Source organism: Bacillus sp. BACIII, from assembly GCF_057836745.1.
Genome location: NZ_CM174437.1, coordinates 1,702,486 through 1,721,450, shown reverse-complemented (window position 1 = coordinate 1,721,450; position 18,965 = coordinate 1,702,486). Strand labels below are relative to the sequence as shown.

The window sequence follows — 18,965 nt, the reverse complement described above, 5'->3', positions numbered from 1 at the left end:
ATGTCTCTTCCAAATATCCCGAACATCACCCCCGACATTACACTCTCCAAATGTGAGACTTTGAACTTCCTTCTTTCATCTGTGGCTATGGAAGAAATCGGACTATCCCATATTCTGCAGGCGGAAGCAGATCGAATTCAAACGTTTCTCGGCGCTTCCTGTGATCCTTCTCTGGGGGAATTGTCAGCCATCAATCGAAGCACCGAACGGCTTCTGCGCACAGTCATGAAATCCCAGCTCCTTTTGCAGACGAAGCTTGAGGACATTATCTACTTACAGGATTCTGAAGCCTGCATGGATCCTGACGACCGAAGCAATCCGAGTGACCCGGACGATCCTGATGACCCGGATGACCCGTGGGATCCAGATGAACCCTGCGATGGTGATGATCCGGATGACCCGCGGGACCCAGATGAACCTTGGGATCGTGATGAGCCGGATGACCCGTGCGACAACCCAAGCGACTCATGTGATCCGCGCTTTCCGAATCCTCCGCCTGAAGATCCGTGCGACGGTCTGTTTTACGGCCGCATTGGCTGCTGTGAGTGCGAGGAGTGTGAGGAATGCGAATGGCGGAGGAAAGGCGGGGAGCGTTCAAAAGGAAGAGATGGGTGAAGCATATGCCGTATCAAAGCCTCTCAAAAGCGAAACAGACATCTTTTGAAGCGATGCATTGTCTCACAATTGCGCTGTTACATATATTAGCTGTGACCGTTGATAAAAGAAAGGATTCAAATTACAAAGAAGAAATCAGGCTGTTCTCCGCATTGTGCCGCTGGCAGGCGGAAACAGGCGGGCGGCTGTTTTTAATGATCAGCATGGAAAGAGAGCAGAAGCGAATGTATGAGCGGCACTTTCATGAAATGAAGACAGTGACGGAACGAACGAAAAAATTCATTTCTGAAAGCCCGCCAGAATTCCGGACGCATCCCATTACGCAACGGGCGGTCAGGCAGCTTCGGGAATGGGATCCGGAATCATCTGCCGAACCTGCTGTCAGATGGGGGCGGCCTGTCTTCGTAACGATGAACGGCACACCTGAAAAGCCTTGGTTCAATCAACAACTCCAAAAGCGGGAAAGGTGAGAACATGAGCGGAAATGCTGAATGTAAACTGACGCTTTGCATGATTGTAAAAAACGAGGAGAGATATATCTCCCGGTGTTTATCAAGTGTACAAGATATTGCGGACGAGATCGTCATTGTAGACACCGGATCACAAGATAATACAAAAGATATCTGCAAAAGTTTTCAGGCCAGAGTGTTTGATTTAGAATGGGAGAATGATTTCGCCAAGGCGAGAAATTACGGCCTGCAGCATGCAAAAGGGGATTGGATTTTAATGCTTGACGCGGATGAAGAGCTCGATCAAGAGAGCGGCCGCTTTATCACTTCGCTGCTTCATGATGAATTACCGAGCCGGGGACTTTTAAAAATCATCAATTACACGGGGAAGCAGCTGGATGAAAATGAAGCGTTTGAAAGCATGCAGCCGAGACTGTTCCGTAATCATGAAGGCCTTCTGTATCAAGGCAGAATACACGAAAATATCACCTCTTCCAATGAGGAAGAAAACAATGCTTTTTTTACGCTTCCTTGTGTGATTCATCACTACGGTTATTTGGAGCAGGAAGAAAAGATCAAACAAAAACATAAACGGAATATCAGCATTTTAAATGAAGAGCTTTCAGAGGAAAATCCGGATCCGTGGCTTATTTATCATTTGGCAAGCGAATGCTATAGAATAAAAGACTATGAAAAAGCATTACATCTTGTCAACGGCTCAATTTTTCAATTTTTAAGTGAAAAAAGAATGCCTCCGTCTCTCTTGTATCATTTAAAATATACAATATTGCTTGAACTGAAACGGTATGAAGAAGCGGAGCAAGGGATTGACAAGGTGCTCAGGCTTTATCCTGATTACTGCAATCTTCATTATTATAAGGGCCTTATATTATATCATTTGGAAAAGTACAGAGCGGCGATCAAAGCATTTGAAAACGGAACGAAGATTGAAGAAGAAAATGCTGGCCACTTACATTTAAAAGGTGCCGGCGATTTCAGAGCTTTTTATCATATGGCGAAATGCCATGCTGCATTAAACCATGATATGACGGCCGTCGCTTACGCCAAAAAATCCGTGAAATTTAATCCTCAATTTAAACCTGCACAAGAACTTCTGACACAATTAAAAAAGGATCAGCGGACAAACGCCTGATCCTTTTTTGTTCCGTTAACATAATCGAATAATGTTCAACGCCGCACCGGCACTTCCTCCAAGCAATGCCGCCTCACCTAATAATCCGAACAGCTGAAGCTGGATGGTGCTGCCTGCTGTCAAATTCACAATGAAGGAGTTGGTGAAGTTTGCCAATGACACGGCAGGTGCAATAATTGAACTTGCAGGCGGGGCGCCGTTAATCAGGATCCGTGAACTTACAAGCAGGCCGGCTGCTAAATTAATCTGGTAGGAGATATAGTACCGCCCTGCCGGCGCAACGGTAAACATAGTATTAGCAGCATTAGCCGTAATATCTGCGGAAAGGTTTTGATCATTCGGCAAGGAAATGGCTGTGCCGCCGATAACAACAGCGACAACACCGCCGCCCGTATTACTTGCAAATCCGGAAGTCGCCGTTAAACTTGTTCCGGTAACACCCGCAGCGCCGGTGGCTCCAGTGATACCAGTGGGTCCAGTCAGTCCGGTGGCTCCGGCAGCACCAGTGCTGCCTGTGGGCCCGGTCGGCCCCGTCGTTCCAGCAGGCCCGATTGCCCCAGTCGGCCCCGCCAGTGCAGAGATATTTGAGATACTGTCCAATTTTGAACCGAGAAGAAGCTCCTGTTTCATTAAACTGTCAAGCGTATGACGGACGCTCTCATTCAAGTTCAAAATATCCGCAAGACTTGACGGCGGCCCTGTTAATCCGGGAATCGTTCCGAGCGCATATTGGATTTTTTCTCCTTCCGCATTCAGAATATGTGCCATTCCCAGCTCTTCCATAGCAATTGATGAAAGAAGAAGGTCAATGGTATCGTCTCTGAAATGGGTCACGACAGGGGTGATGTTAGGTAAATTAGGCTGTGACACAATGTCCCTCCTTATGAGTTGACAGAAAATGTCTTCATTACGTATAAAGTCCCCGAAAAAAAGCGTAAAGCAGTACTGTATCAATATATTCACTTGTGCTGTCCATTTTTCTGAAAGAATGACCTTAATGAATCAATTGCGTTCACGAAAAATAAACCTGCGTTGTAAGCAGGTTATTCTGGATTAATATACTTTTTTGCGGGCGGAAGTTTTCCAGACGTCAAAGGGCGCGGTATGATCGGAGAAGCTGAGATGATAAAAAGGAATTGATCTCTCCGTCCGCTGTTTCTTGATTTCATCATATATGAAGGTGTCATCAAAGCCTGCGTCAGAAGCATCTGAGTGGCTGGATGCGTAATATACCGCTTTTGGCCTCGCCCAATAAATGGCGCCTAAACACATAGGGCAGGGTTCACAGCTTGTGTAAATCACACAATCATCAAGCTGATATGTTTGAAGCGTCCGGCACGCATTCCGGATCGCTGTTACTTCAGCATGGGCTGTCGGATCGTTGCTGGAGGTCACATTGTTCCGCCCTTCGGCGATAATGACGCCGTTTTTAACGATGACGCAGCCAAAAGGCCCTCCGCCTTCATCTACGCTCTCAACTGCCAGCGTGACCGCCCTCTTTAAAAATGAAATATGCTGATTCATCTCAAATCCCCCTCGGTTGATCGATTACTTTAACTATAGCGGAAGATACATCTTAAAACATTGGCAAATCGGTCAAAATAACAGCCGGAAATGGGATCATATATATAAAGAAAGCTTTGTCTATATATCTTGTGCATGTCCTGCAAAAACTCTCTTTTTCATTTCCAGTTTTCTGTATAAAAGGGCAAGAAGCATAGAGGGGATCGTACAAACAATCATTCCGATAAAGGCGTACCGGGGTTCAATTTCATATAAAAAACCTCCGAAAATAGTAAATACCGCAGTGCTCCAGCTGAGCGCAAGCGCTGAATATATGCCTTGGGCTTTCGGGACTTGCGCAGGGGAAATATGTTTAATTAAATATTTCATAAATGCATAGTGTCCCATCGCGAATGAACAGGCATGCAGCGTCTGCGCGAGGCAGAAAATGATGACATGCGGAAAGGCAAATACGAGTATCCAGCGTACGGTTGCACCAAGCGCAGCCAAAGCGAGCAAAGCACCAGCCGTAAATTGATGAAAACATCGGTCAGCGATTGCGAAGAAAATGATCTCCGCAATGACGGCGATGTTGATGATGATTCCGATTGCATATGCGGGTGCATGGATTTCCTGCAAAAAGAGATAACCGTAATTGTAGTAAGACGCATGTGCCGCCTGCAGCAAGATAACGATTGCGAGCACCAGACCGAAATGTTTGATGCGGAATAAGGCAAGCATGCCCTCTTTTTTTGTACAATCTGTTTTCGGCCGTTTTGAAAGAACAGCGGGCGCATGCATAAAGCTGAGGCATACGAATATCAGAGTGCCCAAAAGCAGTGCCCATAAAATCACTTGATCTCCAAATATACCTGTAAAGACGGACAGGATGACGCCGGCTGAAACAAATCCGGCGGACCCCCATTGCCGGCTGGTTCCGTAATCTCTTAATTCATTATGCTGTACCAAAACGCCGCAAGCGCTGTCCAAAGCAGGCATCAAAGCCGGATAAAACACATGCAGCCCTAATGTGACAAGAAGCAGGCTTTGAAAAGAGTCAGCCGGAATATAACATAAAAGCGCAAGAAGCGTACCGATTCTGGCTCCGTTCAATATGGCTCTGCTGCTGAATTTTCCGGATAAATAAGGAAAGAAAAGCAATGTGGAAATTCCTCTTGCCGCCAGACCTAAGCTCATAATGAAACTGGCTTCGGATACGGAAACCCCTTTTATATGAACCATCCATCCCGTCCAATAGGGCAGAAAAATCCCCCATGTCATAAAAAAGCTAAAAAAATGCAGACTCATCCAGCGATATGCGTTCATTCCCGTTCCTCCTTTTCATTGGCATGTTATCATGTAAAACGTAAAGATAATATGAGATATCTCATATATTTCGGGGTGGACGATGGAAATTTATAAAGGTGAGAAAAAACGGCATCAGATAGAAAAACACTCAATCGCGCATTTATTTTCTTTTCCCGCTGAAGAGTATATGGAAGTGCGGGAATATCAGCGGGATGAATGGATGATTCAAGAGGGCATGAGGCCGGACTTCCTGTTTTACGTGATTGAAGGAAAAGCGAAAATATATGTAACCCATCAAAACGGAAAAGTATCGTTAATTAATTTTATCAACAAAAATGATTACATCGGAGAGATGGAACTATTACATGAAGTATATTACACAAAAGGCATTCAGGCCTCAGCGAAGACTGTTTGTTTCGCTCTGCCGATTTGCCGCTGCCGCGCGCAATTGCTGCAGGATGCGAATTTTCTGCGTGAATTGGCTAAGTTTTTAAGTGATAAGGCAACGCTTATGGCTTCAAAGTATTCACAAAGTCTGGCGTTCCCGGTTGAAAATCGGCTTGCTGATTTTATTTTGCAGACGGCGTATGAAGGATTTTAAAGAGAAGCACGTAACGGTTTGTGATTATTTAGGTGTATCTTACCGTCATCTCTTGCATGTGCTGACGCAATTCTGCCAAAAAGGGTATTTGCAGAAAGAAGGGCGGGGCTATCAAATTAAGCAGCATGATTCACTGAGTGAACTTGCAGAGGCGCTGAAGAATAAGTAACATGCTCAAAAAAACAGCCATCCGCACATTAGGGATGGCTGTTTTCATTATACAAGCTGAGCTTGTTTTTTTCGCGCCTGTTTCGCAGCGTCGACCATATTTTTTAATGCCGCAACGGTTTCTTCCTGCTGTCTTGTTTTCAGCCCGCAGTCCGGGTTTACCCAGAAGCGGTCTGTCGGACACACTTCAAGCGCATCATCGATAATTTGATAGATTTCTTCAGTAGCCGGCACGCGCGGGCTGTGAATGTCGTATACACCGAGTCCGAGGCCTTTCACGTAAGGATGATCTTTCAGATATTCTAAAAATCCTCCGTGGCTTCGGCTGTGTTCGATTGTGATGACATCAGCGTCAAGGTCATTGATCGTATCGACAATATCTTCAAAGTTGCTGTAACACATATGCGTATGAATCTGCGTCTCATTTTTCACAGAAGACGTCGTTAATCGGAAAGCTTCTGCGGCCCAAGTTAAATATTCATCCCAATCCTGCGTTTTTAACGGCAGTCCTTCACGGAGCGCGGGTTCATCCACTTGGATAATCTGAATACCGGCATCTTCCAGCGCTTTTACTTCTTTTCTGAGGGCAAGCCCGATCTGGAAGGCGATTTCTTTTCTTGAAATATCCACGCGCGGGAATGACCAGTTTAAAATGGTGACAGGTCCCGTCAGCATGCCTTTCATGTGCTTTTCTGTCAGCGATTGGGCGTAGACCGTATCTTTTACCGTCATCGGTTCGATAAATTCGACATCTCCGAAAATGACAGGCGGACGTACGCAGCGTGAACCGTAAGACTGCACCCATGCATATTTCGTAAAGGCGAACCCGGCCAGTTTTTCACCGAAGTATTCGACCATGTCCGTCCGTTCAAATTCTCCGTGAACGAGCACGTCTAAGCCGATTTCTTCCTGAATGTCAACCCAGCGCTTCGTTTCCGCATTAATAAACGCTTGATACTGTTCATCCGTCCAATCTTTTTTCCGCCATTTTTGCCGTGCGCTCCGCACTTCTGCAGATTGAGGGAAGCTTCCGATCGTCGTCGTCGGCAGAAGGGGAAGACCGAGTGATTCATTTTGCAGCGCCAATCGTTCTTCAAAGCTTGCAGGGCGGGAGAAATCTTTTTCTGTCAGCTGATTCAATTCTTCTTTTTGAGCTGAGTTCGCTCCTGTTGCGAATGCTTTCAAAGCTTTAAGTGCCGCTTTTGACTCTTCGATCTGCTCACTGACGGCCGCTTTGCCGGACAGAAGCCCTTCTTTTAAGACGCCGAGTTCCGCCAGTTTTTCTTTAGCGTATGACAGGCCGTTCAGCAAATCCTTTTCAAGATGCTCGTCAGGGTGTTTCGCCACCGGCACGTGCAGAAGGCTGCTTGAAGGCTGAATCCATAACTCCTCAACATCAGCGTGGCTGAGGATATCCAAAGCCGCATCAAGGCGTTCTTCAACATCGATTTTCCAAATGTTTCGGCCGTCGATCACACCGGCTGCCAGCACTTTATCTTTCGGGAAGCCGTGCTTTTTCAATTGCTCAAGGTTTCTGCCTTTATCATGCACGAAATCAAGCCCGATTCCCTGTACAGGATACGAAACGAGTTCTTCATATGCATCAACCGAATCGAAGTATGTCTGCAGGAGGACATTCAGCCCTGAAAGCTCTTTTGTAATAGATTCATAGAGTTCTTTTGCGGCGCGGACATCTTCAGCAGAGGCTGTCACAAGGGCAGGCTCATCAAGCTGAACCCATTTGACGCCTTCTGCTTCAAGCTCTTTCAGCAGCTGTACATAAAGAGGAACAAGGCGCTTTTGAATCGCTTTCGCCTCTGATTCTTCGTATCCTTTCGCAAGTGTGACGAATGTATACGGACCGACAATGACAGGTTTCGTTTCCGCTCCGAATTCTTCTTTGATCCGGCGGTAGTCGTCAAGCTGTTTGTTTCTCGTCAGACGGAATTCAATGCTTTCGTCATATTCAGGAACGATGTAATGGTAGTTGGTGTTGAACCATTTTGTCATTTCACTGGAAACGGCGTCTTTAACACCGCGGGCAATCGCGAAATATGTATCAACAGGATCCGTGATGCTGCGGAATCTTTCCGGAATCCAGTTAAAGCTGACGGCTGTATCAAGCACATGGTCATAATGAGTAAAATCAGAGACCGGCACGATATCGATATTTTGGTCAAGCTGTGTTTTGACAGCTGATAAGAATAAACCGTCAAGCTCTTTAAGAAACGTTTCTTTATCAGTGTTTCCTTTCCAATAAGCCTCAAGCGCTTTTTTCCATTCTCTGTTCAAGCCGATTCTCGGAAAACCGAGATTTGAAGTTTTGATTGTAGTCATTAAGTCTCCTCCTTTAAGTGAGATGTAACAAAAAAGCCTCTTTCTCATGAGAGAAAGAGGCTTTAACATCAAAATGTAAGCCTCTCTTATCTCTCAGATCACGTCTGATGGAATTAGCACCGTGCCTTAGGAGACAATCGTCTCGGCGCAAAAATCACGCGCCCCATTTCACAATGGAATTACGGTCGGTTGCTGTTGGGGTCAAAAGGCCAATCCCTCGCCCAACTCTCGATAAGAGAAAATATTTCAATTTTTTTGAAAAGTTACATCATTTGTTGGTTATCTTATCAGCTTATTCAGATCACTGTCAATAGAAAATCTCACATTTTAAAAATTGGTGATGTTGACAAGCGGATCAATCATTATATGAGAAAAATATCAGAAAGACAGCAGCTGTGCCTGTTCGGCTCTTTCCATGAGCACATCAGGTGCGTCTAAATACAGAAACCCGTTCCCGGCCAATGTTTTGGCGATGCCCAAAGGAAGAGTACGCCGCACAAGCTGGGCATAAATTTCGGCTTCAGAAAGCGTCCGCTGAAACGAGTCCTGTTCAAGCCCTTTTATTAAGGCCAGCGCTCCGCTCACATGCGGGGCGGCCATTGAAGTGCCCGTCAGCTTCCCGTATTTATGGTTGGGAAGGGTGGAGAGAATGTTTTCTCCGGGCGCCACGAGGTCGATTTCTTTATTTGCGTTTGAAAATTCTGACGATTTACGGGCGATTGAGACTGATCCGACGGCGATCACTTCATTGTAAGCGGCCGGATACGACAGTTCTTCTGTCCGCTCGTCTCCGTCACCTTCATTTCCTGCTGCGCAAACGACCAGTACACCGCTTTTTACCGCATTTGTGACGGCTTCTTTCAGTTCAGGCACATCGTTCGGGCCGCCGAGTGACATGGAAATAATGTCCGCCTTTTGTTCAACGGCGTAGTTGATGCCGTTAATGATCCATTCGTATTTGCCGCTGCCGTTTTGACCGCCGAGAACTTTAACGATTAAAAGGCTCGCTTCCGGCGCAACACCTGAAATTCCGCCGTTTGAATCATTGGCGGCAATCGTTCCGGAAACATGTGTCCCGTGGCCGTTGTAATCGGAAATCGCGTCTTCTTTGCCTTCGTCATCATCGGTGAAGTTTTTTCCGCCGATAACCCGGTCTTTCAAATCAGGATGATTAATGTCGCAGCCTGTATCAAGCACCGCGATTTTAATATCCTTTCCTTTAAACCCTTTTGCCCACAATTCTGGCGCCTTAATCACTTTAATACCCTCAGGAAGCTCGTTCACATCCATGATCTGCTCATCCGTGACATAAGGAATCAACCGCATTTCACCATTCATAAAAAAGCCCTCCTTTTTTATGCTTGCGAGTGGATTCAAGGGTGTTGCTACTATTTTATGGCAGATTATGCCGTTCAGAAAGAGTCATTTGAAGCATTTTCATAAAAAAGGCGCAATCTATTGCACTAAATAATTTCAAATAATTGGATGGTTCAACGGCTTTTATTTTGATTCGGCATCAGCTGACGCTATAATTGGAAATGGGAAAGGAGAAGAGGTATGAAGATAAATGAAGCATTGTACGACTATTTTTCCGAACGGGTGGATCAAATTGCGAAAGAATGGATTGAAACGATGGAAGATTCGGATCCGAATTCGATTTACTCTTTGACAAATCCCGTCATCATAGAAGAGCTGATGGAGCAAGATAAAGAATTTTACCGGCATATTAATAAAATGTATATCATGCCGGAAAAAGAATTTTTAGAAGAGTTCGAGCGATGGGTGATTGAGCTTGCGAAAGACCAGAAGCATCTGGATACCCCGGTCCAGTATGTGGTCCGTGAATTCATGAGAAACCGGAGATTGTACATCAGTTATTATGATGCGTTTGCCGATAAACATGAATCTTCGTTTGCCGAGGGAGAAAGGAAGAGATGGGAGAATTTAATCGTTCAAGTATTTGATTTTACGATTTACACATTTGTCGATCACGCCGAATATAATTCGAAAATGCAGCTGAATGCACAAAGAGAAATGATTTTAGAATTAAGCTCGCCGGTTATTACGCTGAGCAATCGGACGGGGCTTCTGCCGCTTGTCGGCAATATTGACACGGAACGCGCCAAATACATTCTTGAAAATACGCTGAGTACATGTGCAAACCGGCTGATTGAGCATCTGTTAATCGACTTGTCGGGCGTAGTGGTTGTCGATACAATGGTGGCGCACCAGATTTTTAAATTAATTGAGGCGCTGAACCTGATCGGCGTTTCGTCCACTTTATCCGGGATCAGGCCGGAAATTGCCCAAACCGCCGTACAGCTCGGCATTAATTTCTCGGATATTACGATTAAATCCAACCTCGCCCAGGCTCTCAATTATCATCAGTAACATACATATAAAGACAGGCTGCCGAATCACTCCGGCGGCCTGTTTTTATAAAAACAACAGTGAAATGAGACAGCTTGCGCCGAATAAAAGGAGCACGAGCATGAAAAAGAACCAGTCGGCGCGGCGCACAGTAACCGTTCTGTAAAACGTGCGGTTTCGGCTCCCTGTAAAACCTTTAGATTCCATTGCGATCGCTGTGCGTTCCGCCTTTCTGATGGCGCCTGCCAAAAGCGGGATGGTAAAGCGCCTGAAGGCAAAGAGCTTTCCTTTCAGCCCGGAATCAGACGCCGCGCCTCTGATTCTGTGCGCCTGTCTGATAATCAGGATTTCATCTTTCAGAAGAGGAAGAAACCGGAACCCGGCGATCACGCCGTAAGCAAGCTTCGGCGGGAGCTTACATTGCTGAATCAGACTGAGCATAAACAGAATCGGATCGGTTGTGAAAAGAAACATCATCGACAAAGCGGAAAAACATAAAATACGAAACGCGATAGAAATCCCGAGCGCCGCATTATCACTGTTGACGGCAATCGGTCCGAGCTTAAACAGCAGATTGCTTTCGGTTGTCGGGACGTTTCCGAATACGGCGGCTGTCCATAAAGATCCGAAGGCAAGAATGACAAACGGAACCGTAAACAGCAGCCATTTTTTCAGCGGCACATGTCCCGCCAAGAGGACGCCTCCGGCAATGATAATATAAAACAAAGCAGGCGTGTACGGGTTATAAATAAACGACAGCATAACAACGCATAACAAAACAGCCGCCGCCTTAATTGACGGGTTAACAGCCTCCAGCCGCAGGTTCATTTCTCCGCCTCCTGTCGTGTTTCATCCATTCATACCGCAGGGGCAAAGCTAAATGCGCCCGCTCCGCGATTCCGATATGATCAGAAAACAATGAGTCGGGCGTTCCGCGGTACACAAGCTTCGTGCCGCAGAGCACAAGGATCGTATCGGCATAATCTGAGACGAGCTCCATATCATGTGTCACCATTAAAACAGCCGTTCCTTCCTTTTGGATCTCCTGAAGCATCAGCATGCACTCACGCGCCGTTTTTGCGTCCTGCCCGAAAGTCGGTTCATCAAGCAGCAAAACTTTCACCTGATGCATAAGCATCGTCGCGACGCTGAGCCTGCGTTTTTGTCCTTGGCTTAAAGAGAACGGATGCTGTGAGGCATAGCGTCTCAGGCCGAACCGGGTTAAGAGCTGAAGAGCTTTCTCCTTTGCGGCTTTACCGTCTTCAAAGCCGAACAGCAGCTCTTGAATGACGGAATCTGTGACAAACTGGTGTTCAGGATTTTGGAAAACATACCCTATCAGCCGCCGAAGCTCTTTTTCCGAATAGGAATCTACTGGTCTGCCGTCTATTTTGATGTCGCCGCTCACAGGGCGGATGAGTTTGGCCGCGGCGGACAGGAGCGTGGATTTTCCGGTTCCGTTAGGGCCGGCAATCGCGGTGATTGACCCTTTTTTTACGGAAAAGCTCACGTCCTGAAAAATGGTGTCTGTTCCTCTTATGAATGACAGCCCGTGAACACTCAGCGCGTCCTCTGTCGAAAGCGCGGCGGGCCAGGGGCCGGGAAAGGGCGGTACAGGTTCCTGAAACAGTCTTTCTTTGCACAATGTAAAAGGGATGCTGACTTGCTTCTGCAATGAGATCACCTGCGGAATCGGAATGCCGAGCTGTGTCAGCTCTTCAAGTTTTGTTTCAAAGATCGCGCCCGTCTCTCCGTCCATCACTTTCTGACCCGTTCCGTCAAGGACAATCGTCCTGTCCATCCACGGCGTCCAATGATCAAGCTGATGCTCGATAACGAGAAGTCCGAAGCCTTTTTCGGCCTGCAGTTCTTTGATCAGCCGCACCAATTCACGCACGGAATATGGATCAAGCTGTGCCGTCGGTTCGTCTAAAATAATGAGTTCCGGCTCCATCGCAATGATACAGGCGAGCGCGACCTTTTGTTTTGAACCGCCTGACAGCGAGGCGATCGTCCGTGTTTTCAGATGAGTGATTTCTAATTTTTCCAAAACATCCTCAATAATTGAGTCCATCTCTTCTTTTGTATATTGCAAATTTTCCAGACCGAAGGCTATTTCATCTTCAACCGTCAGCATGCAAAACTGCTGATCCGGATCTTGAAACACGACGCCGATAGATCGGGCGGCGGGTTCTGACAGCTCCGAAAGAGGTGTTCCGTATAAGGAAACGGTTCCCGTTTGAACCGCATCGCAGGCTTCCGGGTACAGACCGTTCAAACAAAGTGCAAGCGAGCTTTTGCCGCATCCGCTCGGCCCGAGCAATAAAACCCGTTCTCCTTTGCGGAGCTGAAATGACACGTCTTGAAAAACCGGCTTCTCATCTTGCTCATAAGAAAAGGTAAGACGGCGGGCCGATAGAAGGGGTTCAGATGCCTGCATCTTGGTTCACCTGTTTCTTCTTCTTGAATTCTTTTCCGAGCGCCATGCCGTTCAGCACCCCTGTGTAAGCCAGCGCATCACTGATTGCTTTGCCGAGAAGGCCGGCAAGAAGCGCACCTGAGACCAGGCGGATGAGAAGCATGACGGCTAATAAACCCGGATTCAAAACAGAGTATCCGGAAATGAACAAGTCATAAATGAAGCTCGCAACAGAAGACCCCATACCGGATAAAAGGAGCACGGGCAGGGTATACACCCGCCAGCGTGTCGCAAAAAAGACCGCTTCCGCACCGATTCCCTGCGCGATGCCGATCAGAATCACCATCGGCCCTGACGGATTTCCGAGTAAACACTCCACAAACGCGGCGATGATTTCAGAAACAAGCGCCGCTCCCGGTTTTTGAATAATGTAGGCGGCAATCACCGAGACGATAAACCAAATACCGTAAATCGGTTCGTAGCTCATCCGGCCGAAAAACCCTGCCGCTATATTGCTTGCATGAGTTGATAATAAATAAACGACAGCAAATACAACACTGATGACGGACATGACGACAATTTCTCTCATTTTCCAATTTTTCATTGTGATCTCCTGCTTTCTTATCGGATAGTCGTATGTATGAAAGAGTTGATTTTACGAAAGACGATTGATCGTAAGTTTCATATTGCGGTGTCCTCCCCCGTTTTTTAATGAAAAATAAAAAACTGCATATCCGAGGGAATATGCAGCAGCAGAACGAAAACGCATGGAAAAAACCCTGCGCTCCGGTCAATCTGCACTTCCCCACGCTGGTATTATCCAGATCGGGTTATAAGGGATCAAAACACGCCTGCCGCATGTTTTATCTCAGCCGATAACAGCACCCCTAGTGCGTTTCCTATACAGTTTTTTATGATGACATCATCATAGTTGATCATATCTGATTTGTAAACAGCCTTTCTCTAAACAGAGTTTGGAATCGGACCGGAAGATCATTCATAAAGATAAGAAGAGCCCTTTTGATCAAAAGGAAACGGAGGACATCTATGTTTGTTCATACAGTGCAGTCTGGTGACTCGTTATTTTCCATCAGCAGAAAGTACGGATACCCTGTTGACAGCATCAGAAGCGTCAACGGGCTTGAGGAAACGAATATCGTTCCGGGGCAGGCGCTTTTGATCCCTCTTAATGAATATACGGTTCAGCCGAATGATACGTATGCCGTTATCGCAAGTAAGACTTATGTTCCGCAGATGCAGCTGATGCAGGCAAACCCGGATATTCCGCCGAACCGGCTGCGGCCGGGTTTAAAAGTGAGAATTCCGGATATCTCCAACTATTTGGCGGGAACCCTGCAATTTTACGTCATTCGGACACCTGAAGCGGACAGAGAGCTCATTAATGATTTTGCACCCTATTCATCGGCGATTTCTTTGTTTGAATATCATTTTGGCCCAAACGGAGATATCATGAATGATTTAAACGACAGAACCGCGATAGAAACCACATGGCAAAACAGAGTGCGGCCGCTTGCGGTCATCACGAATCTGACAGAAGGAGGGTTCAGCCCGGAATTAGCCCATCAAGTCCTGCAGAACCCGACGGCGAGAACGAATCTCGTCAATAATATCGTCTACCTGACCGTAAGAAAGGGATACGGCGGTGTAAATATTGATTTTGAACGGATCAGGGAAGCCGACCGGGACCTGTTTACAGGATTTCTCCGGCAGTTAAAAACCCGGCTCTCAGAGCACCAGCTCGCGCTAACGATATCGGTTCCGGCGAAAACAAATGAAGCGGTGCCGTGGCTGAGGGGATATGATTACGGGGGAATCGGAGCCGTCGTCGATTATATGTTCATCATGGCGTACGACTGGCACCACGCCGGCAGTGAGCCGGGACCCGTAGCGCCTTTGACGGAGGTCAGAGAAACCATCAATTTTGCCATCAGCAGAGTGCCGAGAAGAAAGGTGATTCTCGGTGTGCCGCTGTACGGATATGATTGGGTGATTCCGTACCGCCCCGGGACGATCGGATCGGCGATCTCCAATCAGCGCGCCATGGAAACCGCCATGAAATATCAATCAGTGATCCGCTACTCTCAGAGGGATCGTTCCCCTTACTTCCGGTATACGGATGAAAATGGAAGAACGCATGAAGTATGGTTCGAGGATGTGCGGAGCATGAGTGAAAAAATGGTTCTCGTGCGGGAATTCGGACTGCAGGCGATCGGCGCGTGGCAATTAACGCTCGGCTTCAAACCGGGTCCGTGGCTGTTGCGGAACTTTTTCACCATCCGAAAAATATAACCGCATTATCCCGCTTTTTCGGAGAGTTTTTCTTTCTTATGATAACGGATCTTCTTTTGGACAATCTAAAGTTGAAAAGGAGGTCTGTTCTGTGAAGAAAAGGGAAGAGCAGTATATCAACGAGGCTGAGTATGTACCGCACCCGACAAGAGAAGGGGAATACGCGCTCATGCTGCATGAATCCTATCATTTACTTTCAGAAGAGGATGAAAGCGATTTGCCGGAATAAGGGCTTTATGCCTTTATTCCGTTTATTTTATAGGCATATGCTGAAATAACAATTTAAAGGTTGACACATTCCTTTTTTTTCTGTAATCTCAGTGTGTCAATTCAAATAACAACTTCGTTAGGTGAGGCTCCTGTATGGAGATACGCTGCTGCCCAAAAATGTCCAAAGACGCCAATGGGTCAACAGGAATCATCGACATAAGGTGATTCTTAACGCAGCTGGATGATTGTCCTATGCCATACAGTGCTAAAGCTCTACGAATGAAGGCCCCGCACGTTTATTTGCCGTGCTTGTTTTCGCCTTCATTTCGGAAGGTTTTTTTTATGCCTCAAAACGTACATGACTGAGCATGATAAGGAGGTGCGGAGTATGGATTCTCCCCATTCGAGTATGTCAGAAGAAGTACCCATATACAGCCAGATAACCAGTGACGACATGATGAGGAGACAAACCGCCGCACTTCCCTTGACGGACGGCGCGTCTCCGTAAAGGAGGTACGAGTCCCGATGGTCCAAAATATGACCTATGACGAACTCATATTACGCATTATCATTTTATTGCGGGACGGAAAAATAAAAGAATTCCGAAACATGATAGACGAGCTTCAGCCCTATGATATGGCCTTTTTATTTAAAGAAATGCCGGAAAAGCACCGGGCCCGCTATCTGTCATATATGACGGTTGATGACATCACCGACATGATCGGAGAGCTGGAGCGGGAATTTCAGCTTGCCGTTCTCCATAAAGTCGGTAAAACGAAAGCCACTCTCGCAATGAATAAAATGGATAACGACGATCTCGCCGCTTTGCTGGAAGAGATGGATGAAGAGCTGAAAGAGCAGCTTTTGTCCAGCATGGAGGCCGAGGAATCAAAGGCCGTACAGCTTTTGATGAACTATCCGCAAGAATCCGCGGGCCGGATGATGACGAACCGCTTCGTCTGGATTTCGCAGCATTATACAGTAAAAGATGCGGTCGTGAAGCTGAAAAGCTTTGCGGAAATCGCAGAATCAATTAACTACTTGTACGTGATTAATGACAGTAAGCAGCTTGTCGGGGTGCTGTCTTACAGAGATTTAATTCTCGGCGAGCCTGACGATAAAGTGCAGGATCTCATGTTTACGCGTGTCATCTCAGCAGGGGTGCTCCAGGATCAGGAAGAAGTCGCCCGGCTGATCCAGCGGTATGACTTTTTAGCCATTCCCATCGTTGAAGAAAATAATGTGCTTGTCGGCATCGTGACTGTCGATGATATTATCGACGTCGTGATTAAAGAGGCTGATGAAGATTACGAAAAATTCGCCGCCTCCGGTAAGGCGATTACATTTGATACGAAAGCGTACGTGGCGGCGTACCGCCGCTTGCCGTGGCTCATTCTCCTTTTGTTTATCGGATTGATTTCCGGAAGCATCCTGAATTATTTTGAAGATACATTGCAAAAAGTCGTCGCCCTCGCATTTTTCATGCCGATGATCGCGGGAACGACGGGAAATACAGGCACACAGTCACTCGCCGTCGTTATCAGAGGATTGACTAAAGAAGAAATGAATAAAAAAACCATCTTTAAACTGATTTTCCGGGAATTAAGAGCCGGCATCTACATCGGTATTGTCTGTGCGATTGCGATTACGATTGTCGCAACCGTCTGGCAGAAAGACTTAACGCTCGGTTTTGTCGTCGGTTCATCGCTGCTTGCAACGCTGATTATCGGTACGATGGCCGGAACGATCGTCCCTATTATTCTTCATAAACTGAACATAGACCCGGCGATTGCATCCGGGCCGCTGATTACGACGCTGAACGATATTTTGTCCTTATTAATTTATTTCGGCATTGCAACTGCATTTCTTCATGCTTTATAAAAAAAGGTCCGTCTCACAGGAGGCGGACCTTTTTTTGTCAGCGGTTTTTATATTTAAAATGAGCATTAAGCTGTCCTTCCAGCATTTTCTTGCGGAGCTGCGGGTCGTTTTTGAGGGCCTGCTCTTTTTTGCGCATGTCTTTTAAAATCTCAGCCGTCTGCACGCCGTCCTCACGCTTGTTGGCAATATCCATCAGCCGCTCAACGTCCGCGAAGGAATATTTTCTCGTTCCCCGCGATGAGCGCTGCGGGTAAATTAATTTCCGTTCTTCATAGTATCTGATCTGCCTGACTGACAATCCGGTTAATTCGCTTACAATGCCGATCGAGATTACTTTTTTATCTTTGTAAGATTGTTCGTCTGTCGTCATTTTTCCACCCCTGGATGTCTTTTACTCATATTATATAAGAAAAAAAGAGAAAAAACCTGACGCTTGTCAGGTTTTCTGACGTGAAATAGAAGATTTTAGAAAAAAGCGTCAGAAAAATTAACAAGGTTAATGCATGGTTCTGTATCCCGTTTTATGCTTACTTTACAGATACAATGAGAGGAAGGATATGAATGGAGAAAGAAAAAGCGGTTTCGCTGGCAAAAGAAATCATTGAATTAGATATGAAACGCGATGAAATGCTGGAGACGTTTATGCAGCTTGCCGGGGAACACGCTTTTCCGCTGCTCAGAGCCGTTCAGAACGGACTTTACCGAAAAACATCATAATTCCACATAAGTTTTACAATGGCTTCATACGTCATTGAAATAAAAGCGGTATTCTGATCATAGAATAACGGAAAACAAAGGAGGGCGTCATGAGTCATTTGTTTCAAAATGCACTGGACAAAGAGAGAAACCATTATTCCAAAAAGCTTCTTCAGATCGGAGTCTATACAAAAGAAATACTGAACTCCATGACAATCACGGAGCTGAGAAAGGAATACGCGTATTTTTTCCGGAACATTCCCTATAAAGAACGAAACCCTTATACAAATTAAATGATGTATAAGGGTATTTTTTTATATAAAAAAGAAGGAATTCTGAAAAACGGCACGAATAGAATATAAAACAAAGAACAACTATTATGATTTGTAAGGGTTTACATTATTTTTTTATAAAAATCTTAAATACGGGGTAGATATGATGAGATTATCATTTAACGAAGAAGAAGTGATGCGTTCGATGAATTTGTACAAAGTTTTTGCGAGGGCTTTCAAAAGTGTGTCTGAACACAGCATCCGCGACAGTAAAGAACACGGTTTTAATCCGACTGAATTTGCCGTTTTGGAGCTGCTGTATACGAGAGGCCCGCAAAAGCTCCAGCAAATTGGGTCGCGTCTTTTGCTTGTCAGCGGGAATGTCACCTATGTCATCGACAAGCTTGAAAGAAACGGGTTTTTGGTCAGAGAACAAGACCCGAAGGACAAACGGTCTGTTTACGCCCATTTAACTGATAAAGGAAATGAGTATTTAGACAAAATTTATCCGATTCATTCATTGAGAATTGCGAGAGCGTTTTCAGGACTGATGCCTGAGGAACAGGAACAGCTGATCGCCTTATTGAAAAAAGCGGGGATCCACAGCCAGCACTTGCTTTTCCGTTAAAAGAAAGCGGATACAAACACTCTTCTTCAAGGAGAGTGTTTTTTT

The 18,965-nt window shown here is 46.1% G+C and carries 19 protein-coding genes, 1 pseudogene and 3 riboswitches; of the genes and pseudogenes, 11 read left to right on the top strand and 9 right to left on the bottom strand.

What is annotated here, in order from left to right:
* Genes ACXN9U_RS08030 through ACXN9U_RS08020 form a run of 3 tightly spaced genes read left to right on the top strand, consistent with a single transcriptional unit; the run spans window position 1 to window position 2,217 of the window.
* Window positions 1-615, top strand: coding sequence for an alpha-helical endospore appendage domain-containing protein (locus ACXN9U_RS08030; RefSeq protein ID WP_060962977.1), 615 nt, complete (start codon window positions 1-3; stop codon window positions 613-615).
* A gap of 5 nt (window positions 616-620) precedes the next feature.
* Window positions 621-1,085 carry a hypothetical protein gene (locus ACXN9U_RS08025; RefSeq protein ID WP_060965048.1) on the top strand — a complete coding sequence of 155 codons (465 nt, stop codon included), beginning with the start codon at window positions 621-623 and terminating at the stop codon, window positions 1,083-1,085.
* 4 nt (window positions 1,086-1,089) lie between these two features.
* Window positions 1,090-2,217, top strand: coding sequence for a glycosyltransferase family 2 protein (locus ACXN9U_RS08020; protein WP_060962976.1), 1,128 nt, complete (start codon window positions 1,090-1,092; stop codon window positions 2,215-2,217).
* A gap of 15 nt (window positions 2,218-2,232) precedes the next feature.
* Here the strand turns inward: ACXN9U_RS08020 and ACXN9U_RS08015 are convergent, their stop codons facing one another.
* The 3 genes from ACXN9U_RS08015 to ACXN9U_RS08005 form a co-directional block, all read right to left on the bottom strand.
* The gene (locus ACXN9U_RS08015; protein ID WP_060962975.1) at window positions 2,233-3,087 is read right to left on the bottom strand and encodes a BclA C-terminal domain-containing protein; all 855 of its coding nucleotides are present in this window, start codon (window positions 3,085-3,087) and stop codon (window positions 2,233-2,235) included.
* Between the two features lie 183 nt (window positions 3,088-3,270).
* A complete protein-coding gene (locus ACXN9U_RS08010) occupies window positions 3,271-3,741 on the bottom strand; it encodes a nucleoside deaminase (RefSeq protein ID WP_060962974.1) in 471 nt (156 codons plus the stop codon).
* A gap of 120 nt (window positions 3,742-3,861) precedes the next feature.
* Window positions 3,862-5,046, bottom strand: a complete 1,185-nt coding sequence (locus tag ACXN9U_RS08005; RefSeq protein ID WP_060962973.1) for an MFS transporter — start codon at window positions 5,044-5,046, stop codon at window positions 3,862-3,864.
* Between the two features lie 82 nt (window positions 5,047-5,128).
* Here ACXN9U_RS08005 and yeiL point away from each other — a divergent pair.
* Window positions 5,129-5,798, top strand: a pseudogene (gene yeiL / locus ACXN9U_RS08000) (transcriptional regulator YeiL).
* 47 nt (window positions 5,799-5,845) lie between these two features.
* Here the strand turns inward: yeiL and metE are convergent.
* Window positions 5,846-8,134 carry a 5-methyltetrahydropteroyltriglutamate--homocysteine S-methyltransferase gene (gene metE, locus ACXN9U_RS07995; RefSeq protein ID WP_060962972.1) on the bottom strand — a complete coding sequence of 763 codons (2,289 nt, stop codon included), beginning with the start codon at window positions 8,132-8,134 and terminating at the stop codon, window positions 5,846-5,848.
* An 83-nt stretch (window positions 8,135-8,217) separates the two neighbouring features.
* Window positions 8,218-8,372, bottom strand: a riboswitch (SAM riboswitch).
* Between the two features lie 140 nt (window positions 8,373-8,512).
* On the bottom strand, window positions 8,513-9,472 hold the full coding sequence (locus tag ACXN9U_RS07990) for a S8 family peptidase (RefSeq protein ID WP_060962971.1): 960 nt from the start codon (window positions 9,470-9,472) through the stop codon (window positions 8,513-8,515).
* 219 nt (window positions 9,473-9,691) lie between these two features.
* On the opposite strand from ACXN9U_RS07990, the gene ACXN9U_RS07985 reads away from it, so the two are divergent.
* Window positions 9,692-10,525 carry an STAS domain-containing protein gene (locus tag ACXN9U_RS07985; protein ID WP_489202405.1) on the top strand — a complete coding sequence of 278 codons (834 nt, stop codon included), beginning with the start codon at window positions 9,692-9,694 and terminating at the stop codon, window positions 10,523-10,525.
* A 45-nt stretch (window positions 10,526-10,570) separates the two neighbouring features.
* On the opposite strand, the gene thiX is transcribed toward ACXN9U_RS07985, so the two are convergent.
* The 3 genes from thiX to ACXN9U_RS07970 are packed head-to-tail and all read right to left on the bottom strand — an operon-like array spanning window position 10,571 to window position 13,527.
* Entirely contained in the window at window positions 10,571-11,332 is a 762-nt protein-coding gene (thiX, locus tag ACXN9U_RS07980; RefSeq protein WP_489202404.1) for an HMP/thiamine ABC transporter permease ThiX, read from the bottom strand.
* Window positions 11,307-12,944: an ABC transporter ATP-binding protein gene (locus ACXN9U_RS07975; protein ID WP_060962968.1), complete on the bottom strand. Its 1,638-nt coding sequence runs from the start codon at window positions 12,942-12,944 to the stop codon at window positions 11,307-11,309. Before ACXN9U_RS07975 ends, thiX begins: the two co-directional genes overlap by 26 nt.
* On the bottom strand, window positions 12,931-13,527 hold the full coding sequence (locus ACXN9U_RS07970) for an ECF transporter S component (RefSeq protein WP_060962967.1): 597 nt from the start codon (window positions 13,525-13,527) through the stop codon (window positions 12,931-12,933). The genes ACXN9U_RS07975 and ACXN9U_RS07970 overlap by 14 nt, the downstream gene beginning before the upstream one ends.
* A gap of 181 nt (window positions 13,528-13,708) precedes the next feature.
* A riboswitch (TPP riboswitch) is annotated at window positions 13,709-13,822 on the bottom strand.
* Window positions 13,823-13,970: 148 nt separating this feature from the next.
* Here ACXN9U_RS07970 and ACXN9U_RS07965 point away from each other — a divergent pair.
* From ACXN9U_RS07965 to mgtE, 3 genes are all read left to right on the top strand, one after another.
* Window positions 13,971-15,233 carry a glycosyl hydrolase family 18 protein gene (locus ACXN9U_RS07965; RefSeq protein ID WP_060962966.1) on the top strand — a complete coding sequence of 421 codons (1,263 nt, stop codon included), beginning with the start codon at window positions 13,971-13,973 and terminating at the stop codon, window positions 15,231-15,233.
* 91 nt (window positions 15,234-15,324) lie between these two features.
* Window positions 15,325-15,462: a transcriptional regulator SplA domain-containing protein gene (locus tag ACXN9U_RS07960; protein WP_145930737.1), complete on the top strand. Its 138-nt coding sequence runs from the start codon at window positions 15,325-15,327 to the stop codon at window positions 15,460-15,462.
* Between the two features lie 106 nt (window positions 15,463-15,568).
* Window positions 15,569-15,734, top strand: a riboswitch (M-box (ykoK) riboswitch).
* A gap of 234 nt (window positions 15,735-15,968) precedes the next feature.
* On the top strand, window positions 15,969-17,324 hold the full coding sequence (gene mgtE / locus ACXN9U_RS07955; protein WP_489202403.1) for a magnesium transporter: 1,356 nt from the start codon (window positions 15,969-15,971) through the stop codon (window positions 17,322-17,324).
* A gap of 37 nt (window positions 17,325-17,361) precedes the next feature.
* Here mgtE and ACXN9U_RS07950 read toward each other — a convergent pair whose 3' ends face one another.
* The gene (locus tag ACXN9U_RS07950; protein WP_003154734.1) at window positions 17,362-17,694 is read right to left on the bottom strand and encodes a MerR family transcriptional regulator; all 333 of its coding nucleotides are present in this window, start codon (window positions 17,692-17,694) and stop codon (window positions 17,362-17,364) included.
* 191 nt (window positions 17,695-17,885) lie between these two features.
* Between ACXN9U_RS07950 and ACXN9U_RS07945 the strand changes: the two genes are divergently transcribed.
* From ACXN9U_RS07945 to ACXN9U_RS07935, 3 genes are all read left to right on the top strand, one after another.
* Window positions 17,886-18,041, top strand: a complete 156-nt coding sequence (locus ACXN9U_RS07945; RefSeq protein WP_101605506.1) for a hypothetical protein — start codon at window positions 17,886-17,888, stop codon at window positions 18,039-18,041.
* 89 nt (window positions 18,042-18,130) lie between these two features.
* A complete protein-coding gene (fbpA, locus tag ACXN9U_RS07940; RefSeq protein WP_016936380.1) occupies window positions 18,131-18,313 on the top strand; it encodes a Fur-regulated basic protein FbpA in 183 nt (60 codons plus the stop codon).
* Between the two features lie 142 nt (window positions 18,314-18,455).
* Window positions 18,456-18,920, top strand: a complete 465-nt coding sequence (locus ACXN9U_RS07935) for a MarR family winged helix-turn-helix transcriptional regulator (protein ID WP_007610911.1) — start codon at window positions 18,456-18,458, stop codon at window positions 18,918-18,920.
* The last annotated feature ends 45 nt before the right edge of the window (window positions 18,921-18,965 follow it).

What these genes read in the sequence shown, in the direction of transcription:
- ACXN9U_RS08030 (WP_060962977.1), top strand. Translation starts at nt 1, where the DNA reads ATGTCTCTTCCAAATATCCCGAACATCACCCCCGACATTACACTCTCC.
- ACXN9U_RS08025 (WP_060965048.1), top strand. Translation starts at nt 621, where the DNA reads ATGCCGTATCAAAGCCTCTCAAAAGCGAAACAGACATCTTTTGAAGCG.
- ACXN9U_RS08020 (WP_060962976.1), top strand. Translation starts at nt 1,090, where the DNA reads ATGAGCGGAAATGCTGAATGTAAACTGACGCTTTGCATGATTGTAAAA.
- ACXN9U_RS08010 (WP_060962974.1), bottom strand. Translation starts at nt 3,741, where the DNA reads ATGAATCAGCATATTTCATTTTTAAAGAGGGCGGTCACGCTGGCAGTT.
- ACXN9U_RS08005 (WP_060962973.1), bottom strand. Translation starts at nt 5,046, where the DNA reads ATGAACGCATATCGCTGGATGAGTCTGCATTTTTTTAGCTTTTTTATG.
- metE (WP_060962972.1), bottom strand. Translation starts at nt 8,134, where the DNA reads ATGACTACAATCAAAACTTCAAATCTCGGTTTTCCGAGAATCGGCTTG.
- ACXN9U_RS07990 (WP_060962971.1), bottom strand. Translation starts at nt 9,472, where the DNA reads ATGAATGGTGAAATGCGGTTGATTCCTTATGTCACGGATGAGCAGATC.
- ACXN9U_RS07985 (WP_489202405.1), top strand. Translation starts at nt 9,692, where the DNA reads ATGAAGATAAATGAAGCATTGTACGACTATTTTTCCGAACGGGTGGAT.
- thiX (WP_489202404.1), bottom strand. Translation starts at nt 11,332, where the DNA reads ATGAACCTGCGGCTGGAGGCTGTTAACCCGTCAATTAAGGCGGCGGCT.
- ACXN9U_RS07975 (WP_060962968.1), bottom strand. Translation starts at nt 12,944, where the DNA reads ATGCAGGCATCTGAACCCCTTCTATCGGCCCGCCGTCTTACCTTTTCT.
- ACXN9U_RS07970 (WP_060962967.1), bottom strand. Translation starts at nt 13,527, where the DNA reads ATGAAAAATTGGAAAATGAGAGAAATTGTCGTCATGTCCGTCATCAGT.
- ACXN9U_RS07965 (WP_060962966.1), top strand. Translation starts at nt 13,971, where the DNA reads ATGTTTGTTCATACAGTGCAGTCTGGTGACTCGTTATTTTCCATCAGC.
- mgtE (WP_489202403.1), top strand. Translation starts at nt 15,969, where the DNA reads ATGGTCCAAAATATGACCTATGACGAACTCATATTACGCATTATCATT.
- ACXN9U_RS07950 (WP_003154734.1), bottom strand. Translation starts at nt 17,694, where the DNA reads ATGACGACAGACGAACAATCTTACAAAGATAAAAAAGTAATCTCGATC.
- ACXN9U_RS07945 (WP_101605506.1), top strand. Translation starts at nt 17,886, where the DNA reads ATGGAGAAAGAAAAAGCGGTTTCGCTGGCAAAAGAAATCATTGAATTA.
- fbpA (WP_016936380.1), top strand. Translation starts at nt 18,131, where the DNA reads ATGAGTCATTTGTTTCAAAATGCACTGGACAAAGAGAGAAACCATTAT.
- ACXN9U_RS07935 (WP_007610911.1), top strand. Translation starts at nt 18,456, where the DNA reads ATGATGAGATTATCATTTAACGAAGAAGAAGTGATGCGTTCGATGAAT.